At 42.7% G+C, this 12,206-nt stretch carries 13 protein-coding genes; 4 read left to right on the top strand and 9 right to left on the bottom strand.

Annotated elements, in window-relative coordinates:
* Window positions 1–58 precede the first annotated feature (58 nt).
* Complete coding sequence (locus tag P4S58_RS07180; RefSeq protein WP_042482286.1) at window positions 59–925, bottom strand: fructosamine kinase family protein; 867 nt, start codon at window positions 923–925, stop codon at window positions 59–61.
* Window positions 926–1,311: 386 nt separating this feature from the next.
* Between P4S58_RS07180 and P4S58_RS07175 the strand changes: the two genes are divergently transcribed.
* Window positions 1,312–1,653, top strand: a complete 342-nt coding sequence (locus P4S58_RS07175; protein WP_042482288.1) for a DUF3802 family protein — start codon at window positions 1,312–1,314, stop codon at window positions 1,651–1,653.
* Between the two features lies 1 nt (window position 1,654).
* Here P4S58_RS07175 and P4S58_RS07170 read toward each other — a convergent pair whose 3' ends face one another.
* Complete coding sequence (locus P4S58_RS07170; protein ID WP_237292681.1) at window positions 1,655–2,191, bottom strand: NlpC/P60 family protein; 537 nt, start codon at window positions 2,189–2,191, stop codon at window positions 1,655–1,657.
* A 57-nt stretch (window positions 2,192–2,248) separates the two neighbouring features.
* On the opposite strand from P4S58_RS07170, the gene P4S58_RS07165 reads away from it, so the two are divergent.
* A complete protein-coding gene (locus tag P4S58_RS07165) occupies window positions 2,249–4,282 on the top strand; it encodes a methyl-accepting chemotaxis protein (RefSeq protein ID WP_102966630.1) in 2,034 nt (677 codons plus the stop codon).
* A 15-nt stretch (window positions 4,283–4,297) separates the two neighbouring features.
* On the opposite strand, the gene P4S58_RS07160 is transcribed toward P4S58_RS07165, so the two are convergent.
* Window positions 4,298–5,089: a sterol desaturase family protein gene (locus tag P4S58_RS07160; RefSeq protein ID WP_042482291.1), complete on the bottom strand. Its 792-nt coding sequence runs from the start codon at window positions 5,087–5,089 to the stop codon at window positions 4,298–4,300.
* A 170-nt stretch (window positions 5,090–5,259) separates the two neighbouring features.
* On the opposite strand from P4S58_RS07160, the gene P4S58_RS07155 reads away from it, so the two are divergent.
* Window positions 5,260–5,991, top strand: a complete 732-nt coding sequence (locus P4S58_RS07155) for a tRNA-uridine aminocarboxypropyltransferase (RefSeq protein WP_337163377.1) — start codon at window positions 5,260–5,262, stop codon at window positions 5,989–5,991.
* A gap of 244 nt (window positions 5,992–6,235) precedes the next feature.
* Window positions 6,236–7,147 (top strand): N-acetylglucosamine kinase, encoded by a 912-nt coding sequence (gene nagK / locus P4S58_RS07150; protein ID WP_042482296.1) that lies wholly within the window; start codon window positions 6,236–6,238, stop codon window positions 7,145–7,147.
* A gap of 62 nt (window positions 7,148–7,209) precedes the next feature.
* Here the strand turns inward: nagK and P4S58_RS07145 are convergent, their stop codons facing one another.
* From P4S58_RS07145 to P4S58_RS07120, 6 genes are read right to left on the bottom strand one after another with little or no spacing between them, the layout of a single operon-like run.
* The gene (locus tag P4S58_RS07145; RefSeq protein WP_042482298.1) at window positions 7,210–7,488 is read right to left on the bottom strand and encodes a DUF2960 domain-containing protein; all 279 of its coding nucleotides are present in this window, start codon (window positions 7,486–7,488) and stop codon (window positions 7,210–7,212) included.
* 31 nt (window positions 7,489–7,519) lie between these two features.
* A complete protein-coding gene (locus P4S58_RS07140; protein WP_337163374.1) occupies window positions 7,520–9,289 on the bottom strand; it encodes a bifunctional molybdopterin-guanine dinucleotide biosynthesis adaptor protein MobB/molybdopterin molybdotransferase MoeA in 1,770 nt (589 codons plus the stop codon).
* A complete protein-coding gene (gene mobA / locus P4S58_RS07135; RefSeq protein WP_102942018.1) occupies window positions 9,286–9,873 on the bottom strand; it encodes a molybdenum cofactor guanylyltransferase MobA in 588 nt (195 codons plus the stop codon). The genes P4S58_RS07140 and mobA overlap by 4 nt, the downstream gene beginning before the upstream one ends.
* A complete protein-coding gene (locus P4S58_RS07130) occupies window positions 9,851–10,561 on the bottom strand; it encodes an energy-coupling factor ABC transporter ATP-binding protein (RefSeq protein WP_337163372.1) in 711 nt (236 codons plus the stop codon). The genes mobA and P4S58_RS07130 overlap by 23 nt, the downstream gene beginning before the upstream one ends.
* An 8-nt stretch (window positions 10,562–10,569) precedes the next feature.
* Window positions 10,570–11,268, bottom strand: a complete 699-nt coding sequence (locus tag P4S58_RS07125; protein ID WP_042482306.1) for an ABC transporter permease — start codon at window positions 11,266–11,268, stop codon at window positions 10,570–10,572.
* Between the two features lie 9 nt (window positions 11,269–11,277).
* The gene (locus P4S58_RS07120; RefSeq protein ID WP_269350724.1) at window positions 11,278–12,096 is read right to left on the bottom strand and encodes a substrate-binding domain-containing protein; all 819 of its coding nucleotides are present in this window, start codon (window positions 12,094–12,096) and stop codon (window positions 11,278–11,280) included.
* Between the last annotated feature and the right edge of the window lie 110 nt (window positions 12,097–12,206).

Raw genomic sequence — 12,206 nt, 5'->3', positions numbered from 1 at the left:
AAGTCTATTAGCTCTTTTCTTGTTTATTTTTAACAACATAGAAGTCTAATCAATAAGTTTAGAAAGACAGAATTTTCTTAACTAGATACTCCGCTTCATCTAAGTAATGACCACCAAAATGATTGTAGTGATTCAGTATGTGATAGAGATTATAGATGTCTTTTCGTTCGACGTAGCCAAAGTCTAAGGGCAGCACTTCTTCATAGGCTTGATAGAACTCTGGTTGGAAGCCATTAAACAGCTCGGTCATGGCAATGTCGCACTCTCTGTCACCCCAATAAGTTGCAGGGTCATAACAGATAGGACCAATTGGCGAATTTGCGACATTCTCGTTCCACAAATTACCATGCAACAAAGCTGGTCGGGGAGTGTGGTTTGCGAGTCTTTGCTTAATCACGTCAACGAATTCGTCTATGTTGACCAAATGCACGCCTTTTTCATGCATCAGTTGAAGTTGCCAACCAATTCTTTGTTCCGCAAAAAACTGACACCATTTTTTTGTCCAATTGTTTGGTTGAACAATACAGCCCAAGTAATTATCAATGTCGAAACCGTATTCTTTCTGGTCACCCCATTGATGTAACTTAGCCAGTTCAAGTCCGAACTTAAAACTGTTCGTCGCGTCATCAAGAGGTTTGGTAACGAGATAGTTCAGGATAATAAAAGAGTGATCTTTGGTACTGCCGGTAAGGACATGTTCAGGAACATGAATACTGCTGCTCTCTCGCAAAACTCGGAGGTTTTCAGCTTCAGCTTCAAAGTTGGGTAAAAAATTGCGGTCATTAAGCTTCACAAAATACCGCTCTTTACCGTCGGTAATCATATAACTTTCACTAATGTCACCGCCTTGTAGTTTTGTTTTCTCTACAAGATCGAATTGAAACATTAAAGTATCTGAGAGTTGCTGGGTGATAGCTTGCCACATAGTTTGAACTCCACGACCGTCTTTTAGTCCATATTAGTTTAGAACAATCGATGTGACTTTACTGAACCGTAAAGCAAATAATTTCATTAACTTAGTTTTGTTAGACAGTTAATCCGCATATTTGTGAACTTACTCATAAAACGTTTCACGAACGATATTGCCTTTTGATTGAATAGAAAGTCACAATGAGTTTAACAAATGATTTAGTCGCTAACTGAGAGTATAAAGTCTATAGCTTTCTTGCACTAAGTTAGACTTTTATCAATGAATCGTTTGAAATTTCATCAAGCAAACATATCAAATGTGTGAAATTTTCCTCACATGGCTTAGTATTATTGAAGGTACAGTGAGTTACTGGTGACGAAGCAGTAAAGCGGAGAATTAAAGTGGTTGTAGAAACCGATGGTTATTTAGCGCTAATAGAACATCTTGCGTTCAACATGGATGTATTCACCCGTGGCGGTGACACCGGTAAAGAAAGCGTAGAAGATGTCGTTACTGATATGGTAGCGAGTAACATCATGGCTGTTTTCGAACAGAATCCTGAACTTCATTCAAGTGTACGTTTTCAACTTCTAAAAGAAGCTGATTCTGTAGTGGAGGATTTAGGAGAAGTGTTAGCTGGCGTATGGGCAAAACCCGCAACGAACGATCAAATCATTTTTCTGGATGAATACATAGCACTGGTTAAAAATTTATTTGATACCGCGGTAGCGACTTACGATTAAATCAATCAGTCAAGCTATCCACTCTTCTGAATTGCCAAAATTTGGATGCCCAATAGGGGTTATCAAGACGAGATATGATGACCCCTTGCGAAGTGGATGCATGCATAAACCTAAGATTCCCCAAATAGACCCCAACATGATTCGTTGTTTTTGACGTTTTAAAGAAAACAAGGTCACCGTATTTGGCTGCCTTATAACCGATATTTTCGCCAATTTTACTTTGTGATGTGGTAGTTCTAGGCAATGGAAGCTGCCAAGCGTCACGATAGGCTATCTGCACAAATGCAGAGCAATCAATTCCATTTTTATTATTCCCACCTAAACGGTATGGCACGCCTTGCCACTGGTTATAGACGCTAAAAAAAGACGCTTCTCGCTCGGTAACTTTTTCTATTCCAATATTTGAACCCAACAACTCTTTATCTTGAGTTGTTGAATATTTCGAACTCTGATTCTGAGCACATCCAGTGACTAAAGAAACCATAAAAACCCAATACATAGGGCGTCTAATTATTGGTTTATGAAATAAATGTGTCATAAAAATTACCTAATATACCCATCGTTATATTTGAACTGGTACTGGACTGCCTTTGAAATGAATAATTCTGCCAAGCACCGAATAACGTTTTCACTTATTCAAACACTTTCCTTTATTTTTATCACCATAACCATACTTGTCATAGTGCTTTCTGTCACGAGTGTTCGTGGTATCGACAAAATAGGTTATCAATTTAGCCACTTATCAGAGCGAGCATTACCGTTATCAACTAACAATGCAGCGTTAACTCAAAATATCCTTGAGCAAGCGAAATATATTGGTTACAGCACCAGAGTAAAAACAGTCGATGAATTAAATAATATCCGTGCTGAATTATTGACGCTGGATCAAAATGCGGATCTTCGTCTAGAAGAGATGAAAGGAATTACTCAGGAGTTCGGTACGCTTATTGCTCCAACCGTTCATCAGCAACTAACAAGTAATATTGACGAGTTTTCTAAATTTTCTGCTGCAATTATACAGTCACAACAAACTCAGCTTGAGCAAACTGCCAAGATCGCCGAGCAGGCAACAGGATTCCGATATGGATTAAGTTCAATTGGGCCTGAAATGAACCGTATCGCGTCTTTCTTAGCAATAGATAATCCTGAGTCAATGGATGCCGCGAACCGCTTTGTTGCTGCTTCAGGAGTGATGGAGAGTACGTTCCTGCTCTTTATGGTTCAAGAAGACATGGAACTGGCACAAAAAGAGTATAAAGAGCTGAAAACTCGTATTTCTGGTTTAGAGCTGGCGTTTGATGACTTCAAAGAGTGGCACCCTGATATCAGTGAGTTTGCAAGCCTGACTGCGCCTTACCAAATGGTTCTTGAAGGGTTCAAAACTGGCGGCATTCTGGATCAAATAATGGTTCGTTTGGAAACTGCACAAACACAAAACGCTGATTTTACGCAAGCTGCCTTGATGGCGGATACCATTGCGGCACAGCTTTCGGAACTGTCAGATATCACAACAAGCATCATTCAAACCAAAGAAACTGAAGTGCAAAATACCATCAGTGAAATAACACTGGCGTTACTTGTCGGCGGTGGTGTATTGGTTGCTATTGTTGTGCTCTCTTGGCTTGGCTTACGAGTCTGGGTAAACAAAGGGATGCGTAACATTACGAATCATCTTACGTATATGACAGAACATGACTTTAGCCACACCGCTCAGTTGGTTGGGCCTATGGAATTCCATGATATTTCGGGCAAGCTCAATCAAGTTATCCTATCTACTAACGAGTCACTGACTACAGTTACTTCCAATTGTGAATCGCTCTATCAGACGGCGCAGTTTAGCCATGATGCTGCGGAGCATTCGAATCAAGGGTTAACTATTCAAAACGAAGCTCTGTTAAGTATGGTAACAACCATCAACCAGTTAGAAGCGTCTATTCGAGAAATCGCAGGGGTAACTAATGATTCCTATACAGATTCCGTGACCGCGGCAGAGCATTCTTCCCAAGGTGTGAAAGCAGTAGAGCAGAATCGTTATAGATTGGAAGCATTAGAAGATTCTCTGAATACCAATGAATCTGCGATGTCTGAATTAGACACCAGCGTTTCACGAATTAGTGAGTTGGTGGACCTCATCACCGGTATTGCAGAAAGTACAAACTTGCTGGCATTAAACGCGGCCATTGAAGCCGCCCGAGCGGGCGATCACGGTCGTGGCTTTGCTGTAGTTGCAGATGAAGTACGCAAACTGGCAAAAGACACAACACAGCAAACCGGTAGTATTCGCGACATGATGAGTCAGCTTGAAGCTTCTGCAGCTAAATCGCGTCAAGCAGTGATAGATTCGAGAAATGAAATGGTGTCGGCGCTTCAATCTAGCGAAGAAGTAAAACTGACTTTTGCGGATATCGAAAGTGCTGTGAACCACATCAGAGCGAGAATAGAGCAGATTTCAGTTGCGACTGAAGAACAAGAGCGTGCGACCGCGGATGTTAGCCGTTCAATCGTACAGATTTCAGATCAGGCAACACAAACAAAGCAGCAGATAGAGTCTATGGTTGATAGCTCACAACAAGTGGCAAACATCGCTGGGCAACAAAAAGCGATGCTTGATAAATATGCTCTGAGCTAATCAACTCGTCATTCTCTATTTCTCTCTAAATGGTTGGGTAAGCATTTTATCCAGCCATTGTTCTCTAGAACGCTTGAACATCGGTAAGCCAATTCTCATTTCATCATGGCCCAAATAAGGCTGGGCGATGTAAGTACCAAACAAGCGATCCCAAATAGATAAGAAAAAGCCAAAATTGGAGTGGGTTTCGCGCTCAATTACCGAGTGGTGAACTCGATGCATATCCGGTGTCACAATCAGTTTGCGTAGCCATGAATCCAGTTTTAACGGCAGTCTCGCGTTGCTGTGATTGAACATAGCGCTGGCGTTTAGCACAATTTCAAACGTTACCACGGCCCAAACCGGCGCACCGATTAAGGTTACGGCTCCGATTTTGATCCACATGGAAATCAATATTTCGATAGGGTGGAATCGTGCACCAGTCGTCACGTCAATATCCTGATCAGCATGATGCATGCGATGGAGTCGCCATAGAAAAGGGATGCTGTGGAACATGATGTGTTGCCAATAAATCACGCCATCAAGTAATACAACGGAAAAGATAAGCGCCCAGGTTGGAGAAACATTCAGCCAGTTCATAAGACCAAATGAGTGAGCTTCTGCCCAACTAGCTGCTGAAATCGCGACGACCGGCATTAACAGGGCGATCAACACACTGTTTAAACCGACTAAACCTAAGTTATTTATCCAGCGGATCGACTTGCTCTGAGAAAGATGTTTACGAGGTGCATTTGACTCCCAAAATGCACAAATCAATAACACAAGAACAAAAAACGCTAGTCTGATGGTTTCTGGTTGGTAGGACATATCCACCTCCGTGTGATACCCATTTACGGTTTTACAATGCTTATGTAATCCAATCATCGTCTCCAGTTCAAATTGCGCTGGAGAACTCAAGTAACAGCAGTTAAACTCTGCGCCACTTTTAGTCATTCTAAGTATTCAGTACTTCAAACATTTCAGTACTTCTACAAAATATGAGAATCCATGCTTTCCATCGTTTGTACCAATATCGGCTCGAACGATCAACAAAACCTTTTCTTGCTCGCGGCTGTAAAATTCAACGTTGCGCTTACTGTAATGTCGGTTTGACGCATTGTTTGTGTCAACACCAGCCTGACATTGAGACGCAAGTAGCGGTTTTACTTATTGTTTCTCAGCAGGAAGTCTTTAAGCCAAGCAACACGGGCAGACTTATTGCCGATACAGTAAAAGAAACTTATGTCTATCAGTGGAGTCGCACAGATCCTGATTCTCAGATGTTAGATCTTTTACAGAGTCCTGCTTATTTTCCTGTGCTCGTTTTTCCTGCTGAAACAGAAGAAGAACATTCAAGAGTCATGAATCAAGTTGAGAGTATTGCTTCTGGCAAAAAGCCATTGCTTATCTTTGTCGATGGCAGTTGGCGCGAAGCAAAACGAATCGTTCGAAAATCTCCTTATCTCGCTGGCTTGCCATTGATCTCCATCGAGCCGCAGGTACTTTCACAGTATGTGATGAGAAAATCAGACAATGAACAGCATCTTGCTACCGCTGAAGTGGCCAGCCTCGCACTGGACAAGTTTGGTGAGCGTCTTGGCGCAGAAACTTTGCGTTTATGGTTTGAAACGTTCAAAGAAAGCTATCTGTTAGGTAAAACAAGAATTAAACCGAAAGAAGAAAAAACCGCACTGAGAGATTATTTGCTGTTTAAGCAAAATTTAGATTGAGACTCAGCACTCAATACTGCTTCACATTTGCGCAATCAGCACTTGTAGCCGGATAAATAAGTGTTTGGTCACGGATTGCATAGGGTCGGTTATGGATAATAAGCCAATATTTTTTAATCGCGAATTAATTGTGCAGATATCAGATAGATACCTTGAATTGAAATCGGATAACAGATGGTGCAATTGGTGAGTGAGTCGATTTTAATGATTTCCCTATTACCGGGATAGAGTAGGAGAGGTTTGCATGTATTACGGCTTTGATGTCGGTGGCACTAAGATTGAATTTGGTGCGTTCAACGAGAAACTTGAACGTGTTGCAACTGAACGTGTTCCGACACCAACTGAAGATTACCAACAGCTTGTTGAAACCATTGCTGGTCTAGTCGCTAAATATGACGCTGAATTTGGTGTAGAAGGTACGATTGGTTTAGGTTTACCGGGTATGGAAGATGCTGACGATGCAACAGTGCTGACAGTAAACGTTCCATCTGCAAAAGGTAAACCACTACGTGCCGATCTAGAAGCTAAGATTGGCCGCAGTGTAAAAATTGAAAACGACGCGAACTGTTTCGCTCTTTCCGAAGCATGGGATGATGAGCTAAAAGACGAACCATCAGTGCTAGGTTTGATCCTAGGTACTGGATTCGGCGGCGGTCTTATCTATAACGGTAAGGTATTTTCCGGTCGTAACCACGTAGCGGGTGAAATCGGTCATATGCGTCTTCCTATTGATGCATGGTTCCATTTAGGCGGTGATAAAGCACCACTTCTAGAATGTGGCTGTGGCAATAAAGGCTGTATGGATAACTATCTTTCAGGACGCGGTTTTGAGCTGATTTATGCTCACAACAATGGCGAGAAAAAGAAAGCTATCGACATCATCAACGCTTATAACGAAGGTGAAGAGAAAGCAGTAAAACATGTTGATCTGTTCATGGAACTGTTAGCAATCTGCTTTGGCAACATATTCACTGCACATGATCCACATGTTGTGGTTCTTGGTGGCGGTTTATCAAACTTTGAGTTGATTTACCAAGAAGTTCCTAAACGCATTTCTAAGCATCTACTTTCTGTTGCTAAATGTCCGAAAATCATCAAAGCAAAACACGGTGATTCAGGCGGCGTACGCGGTGCAGCATTCTTGAATATCAAGTAATGCAGTAGAGAATAAAAACGAAGAAGGGCTTGATTATTCAAGCCCTTCTTTTTTACTTCTAATTACTTAACTTGAGGTTTTGGCTTTTTACCTACACCTAAGTTTTCTTTAGGTTTCATGGTGATGACACCAAAACCTAACTTTTTGAAATGGTTGTCGCGATAGTTGCGAACTGCCTTAGAGTCAGAAATAAGTTCTAGCTGCAGCTCCATTTTCAGATAGTCTGTAATGTCTATGCCTTCTGCTTCAGCAACAGCTTCGTGGATATTTCTGTGCTGTTGGTAAGAGAAAGTCAGCGTCTTCTCTTCATCTTTGTAGGTATAAATAATTGTGCGAGCCATAGCTTCTCTCGTTTGCAGCAAATTCTAAGCGCTAGATTCTGCCTTGAAGTGGGATAATTGTCACGCTTTCGCCGACTTTAACTGTGTCTACTGCCGGAGATATTTCAATTAAGCAGTTAGCTTCACTCATCGAGCGTAAAATCCCTGAACCTTGTTTCCCTGTCGATTTCACTGTCAGCTGTCCAAGATCATTAAAGCTGTAAATGCCACGAGTAAACTCAGTTCGCCCTTGGCGTGAACGGAGATCTTCTGTTGCGACCGCAGGAACTTTCAATGGATTCCAGTTTACCTCGCCTTGCATTTTACGCAGTGCTGGCTCAACAAAATTAATGAACGAGACCATAACGGCAACTGGATTACCCGGCAAACCGAAGATAGGTGTGTTGTTAATTTTGCCAAACGCGAGAGGGCGGCCGGGACGCATGTTGATACGCCAGAATTCTATTGTGCCTAAAGATTCTAGGGCAGACTTAATGAAATCGGCATCACCAACCGATACACCACCAGAGGTCAAAACAACGTCTGCTGAATGAGAAGCGTAGTTCAAAGCATTCACCATGGATTGCTCATCATCTTCGATGATTCCAAGATCAATGGTCTCACAGCCTAAATGGGCTAACAGCCCCATAATTGTGTATCGATTAGAATCAAAGATATGTGACTCACTGGCAGGTGTGCCTGGAGCCTGAACTTCGTTGCCTGTAGAAAAAATAGCAACTTTTAATTTGCGATAAACCGGAGCAAGGTTCATCCCCAAAGACGCCAACATGCCTATTTCAGGTGAAGATAAACGCTGACCGATAGAGAAAACATTCTGGTCAATGGATAAATCTTCGCCCGCTTGGCGGACATTCTGACCTGCTTTGATTGTTGCACTGCCAAAAGTCACGGTTTCACCAGTTACGCTTGCTTGTTCACGCATGATGACAGTATCAACGCCTTGCGGAACGGCAGCTCCGGTCATGATTTTTACTGCCTGACCATGTTCAACAACGTTAGCGTAACTGTCGCCAGCCATTATCTCTGCGACCACTTGATAGTGTTCACGATTTAAGTCATCGCCACGTATAGCAAAACCATCCATAGCAGAGTTTCTGTAGCTCGGCACATTCACTGGCGATGTAATGTCTCTCGCCAATACTCGGTTATATGCGCTTGGTAACTCAGTAGTCTCAATATCTGTCAGCGTCTGAACGCGTTCGAGTATCGCTTGTCGTCCTTGTTCTACCGATAAAAAAGCAGGAGACAAGGTATCACAGCTAGCCGAGGTCGTTTTTTTTGCGCCAAAACCTTTTGCGTAATCGACAACAAACTGCGCGATAGCATCTAAATCGTTGATGTTGAGCTGCGGGAGTTCGCTTTCAACTACTTCGTCTGCAGCAATCGCGATGATGTTTTTATCGTTTGGGTACAACCACGGTTTATTGAGTTCGTTTCTATGTAACTCAACTTTAGGGAAGGCAATGTTTTTGCAGCCTTCGACCAAGATAATATCCAGTTTTTCGCAGTCAAAACGGCTAAGCAGATAATTGAATTCTGCTTCGGCATCCGGAGTTTCCGTCATCATTACATGACGATTACGCGATGCGATGAGCATTTGGCTTGCACCAGCTTTGCGTAATCGATAGCTGTCTTTGCCCGGAATATCGACATCAAAGTCATGATGAGCATGCTTTAAAACACCTAAGCGAAGTCCAGCATTCGTTAATTTAGGAATGAGCGCTTCAAGCAATGTCGTTTTGCCTGTTCCTGAGTATGCGGCGAAACCTAATAGAGGCAGTGAAGGGCGTTGAGGACTCATATTTGTAACGCTCCGAATTGCGCCAGTTCATCTGGCGTATTTAAATTGACAAAACACTGTGGCGAATCACTGAAGTCGACGTAGTCAGTGTGGCAGTCGTTATATAGCAAGATTATCTTTCTGTCGCCACGCTCCAAGAATGCAGTGAGTTTTGGCAAAACACGTTTATGGTAGAGCGTAAATACAGGCTGAGAATGCTCTCCATCGTGGGCAACAATGATATCGCTTTCGTCGTTGACTGCGTGACAGAAGCGCTCAACAAGATCATCGGAAATTAACGGACTATCACAAGGGACAAAACCGACCCAATCCGTCTGCGCGTTAACTAAGCCACTGTGAATTCCCCCTAAAGGTCCGGGGAAACCAGTGAAACTGTCGCTGATGACGGTTCCATAGTGACTATATTTATCGAGATTACGATTGGCATTGATCAGAATTTGCGAAGCCTGTGGCTGCAATCGTTCAATGACATGTTCAATTAGCGGTTTGTTATTAAGCTTAATAAGCCCTTTATCATTTCCACCCATTCGAGTCGCTTGCCCACCGGCAAGGATGACCCAACTAGTTTGAGAGGGAAGTAACATTGGTTCTCTCTTTTTCTGGTTTTACTATGTGTAGCAATGGTGTTTCGATAAGCGTGCAATCATTAATCCACCACTGTTTTTTGCATATTGCGGTTAAAGCGTTGGCTTGATGGCTCGTGATGACAAGACTTGAACCTCTGGCCAACAAATCTTTTGCCATTATAACCAGTCTGTCGATAGATTCCTGATCAAGTGATGCACTCGGTTCGTCCATGAGCAAAATAGAAGGGTTAAGAATCCAAGCGCGTGCCATTGCCACACGCTGCTTCTCACCGCCAGACAAAACCGAGATATGTTCATCTGCCAGTGTTTCTAAACCAACCATTCGCAAAGCACTTATTACGGTAGAACGTTTTTCTTTTGCACTCAGTGCCGAAAATTTAATTCCGTACAGTACGTTTTGATACACGGTAGCATCAAACAGGTAAGGGGTTTGATGCAGATAGATAACTTGATGACGGGCGGACGAATGAACAACGCGCTGCCACCAAGGCAATGAGTTTGAAACACTTCCTGTGGAAGGTTTCTGCAAACCCGCCAAAATCTTAAGTAAGGTTGTTTTTCCGACACCATTATCGCCTTTTAGATAAATAGCATCGTTTGGCCCAATAGACAGATGATCGATGTGGAACAGCACTCGATCTTTAAAGCGCATTGATAACTTTTGAGCGTTAAGTGTTATTGTCATTCTTATCCTTACGTTCTCAAAAAGCCTTTTCCACGCATTGCGGAAAGTGCAAAGTTCAAGGCCAGTGCTAAGCATAGTAGCACCATTCCTAATGCAACTCCTTGAGCAAAAGCGCCTTTATGGCTCTCCATAGCAATGGCAGTAGGGATGTTTCGCGTTAAGCCCATAATATTTCCGCCAACCATCATAGAGCAGCCCACCTCGGTCACTATTCTGGAAAAGCTTGCGATCACGGCTGCTAATAACGGGAAACGTGTTTCCCAGATAATGGTCGCTGCAATCCGTGGTGTTGAAGCGCCAAGAGTCATAGCGGTTTCAACCGAGCGTCGGTCACTGGATTGCAGAGTGCCGTGCATCATAGACACCAGAATAGGGAAGCAAATCAACATTTGACCTAAGATCATCGCCTTTTGGGTGAAAAGTAATGACCAGTTTCCCAATGGACCGGAGCGTGAAAGCAACATATACAACAGCAGGCCGATCACGACGGTTGGAACCGCTTGAAGTGTGTTTATCACTGACAGCAAAAGCCATTTGCCGCGAAAGTTGCTGTAAGCAAGCAAAAACGAAAAAAGCATCGCTGGAATTAACACCACACAAATAGCTGATAATGAAACGCTAAAGGAGACCGCAACGATCTCCCAGAGTTCAGCGTCAAAATTAATCAGTAATGTCAGTGCGTCTTGGGTAGTTTGCCAAAGGCTCATACACGACCGTTATTTGTCTGCGTTTGCAACAAAAAGTTGTTGTCCGTTAAGGGTAAAGCTATTGATTTTCTGCTGTCCTTCATCAGAAACCAGCCAATCACTAAACGCTTTTGCTGCTTGATAATTGGTAGCAGGGTAACGTTCTGGATTGATAAGAATCACTTGGTATGGGTTAAACAGTTTGTCATCGCCTTCAAAAACAATTTTAAGGTCAAGTTTATTCTGATAGGCCAACCACGTACCACGGTCAGTCAGTGTATAAGCTTGCAGCTCAGAAGCCATGTTGAGCGTTGGCCCCATGCCTTGTCCTACAGACTTATAACCACCAAAATTTGGTTCAATTTTAGCTTGAGCCCAGATGCCCAATTCTTTCTTGTGTGTGCCGGAATCGTCACCACGAGAAATGAATGTCACACCGTCTTTGGCAATATGGCTAAAAGCATCAAGGACATTTTTCTGTTGCGCGATTTTAGCGGGATCGCTGTTTGGACCAACTAAAACAAAATCGTTGTACATCAGTTTGCGAGGCAGTACACCGAATCCTTTATCAACGAAGTCTGCTTCTGCTTTAGGTGCGTGTGTCATTACCAAATCAACATCACCGTTTTCACCCATTTTTAGCGCTTTACCGGTTCCTGTCGCGATGACATCCACTTTATATCCGGCTTCTTTTTCAAAAATTGGCAGTAGGTAGTCTAACAATCCTGAATGGTAGGTACTGGTGGTGGTGGCTAAACGAATGCGTTGTGTATCTTCCGCACTGGATGCGGAATAGCTGACTAAAACCAATGACGTTGCTGCAAGAGCAAGAGAAATCTTATTATTCATTATGAAATCCATTTTACATTTTAATTTTAATAGTGGGCTGAGCTAGATTGACCGCCAAATTACGTCTTAACGATGATTGAATCTGACTTATAGCAGATCAGACATAGCAA

Source organism: Vibrio sp. Hal054 (assembly GCF_037162405.1).
Classification (GTDB): Bacteria; Pseudomonadota; Gammaproteobacteria; order Enterobacterales; family Vibrionaceae; genus Vibrio; species Vibrio diazotrophicus.
The sequence above is the reverse complement of the archived record's forward strand: the minus strand, read 5'-3'. Positions and strand labels throughout refer to the sequence as shown.

Coding starts and splice junctions, on each gene's coding strand:
- P4S58_RS07180 (WP_042482286.1), bottom strand. CDS start 925: ATGTGGCAAGCTATCACCCAGCAACTCTCAGATACTTTAATGTTTCAA.
- P4S58_RS07170 (WP_237292681.1), bottom strand. CDS start 2,191: ATGACACATTTATTTCATAAACCAATAATTAGACGCCCTATGTATTGG.
- P4S58_RS07165 (WP_102966630.1), top strand. CDS start 2,249: ATGAATAATTCTGCCAAGCACCGAATAACGTTTTCACTTATTCAAACA.
- P4S58_RS07160 (WP_042482291.1), bottom strand. CDS start 5,089: ATGTCCTACCAACCAGAAACCATCAGACTAGCGTTTTTTGTTCTTGTG.
- P4S58_RS07155 (WP_337163377.1), top strand. CDS start 5,260: ATGAGAATCCATGCTTTCCATCGTTTGTACCAATATCGGCTCGAACGA.
- nagK (WP_042482296.1), top strand. CDS start 6,236: ATGTATTACGGCTTTGATGTCGGTGGCACTAAGATTGAATTTGGTGCG.
- P4S58_RS07145 (WP_042482298.1), bottom strand. CDS start 7,488: ATGGCTCGCACAATTATTTATACCTACAAAGATGAAGAGAAGACGCTG.
- P4S58_RS07140 (WP_337163374.1), bottom strand. CDS start 9,289: ATGAGTCCTCAACGCCCTTCACTGCCTCTATTAGGTTTCGCCGCATAC.
- mobA (WP_102942018.1), bottom strand. CDS start 9,873: ATGTTACTTCCCTCTCAAACTAGTTGGGTCATCCTTGCCGGTGGGCAA.
- P4S58_RS07130 (WP_337163372.1), bottom strand. CDS start 10,561: ATGACAATAACACTTAACGCTCAAAAGTTATCAATGCGCTTTAAAGAT.
- P4S58_RS07125 (WP_042482306.1), bottom strand. CDS start 11,268: ATGAGCCTTTGGCAAACTACCCAAGACGCACTGACATTACTGATTAAT.
- P4S58_RS07120 (WP_269350724.1), bottom strand. CDS start 12,096: ATGAATAATAAGATTTCTCTTGCTCTTGCAGCAACGTCATTGGTTTTA.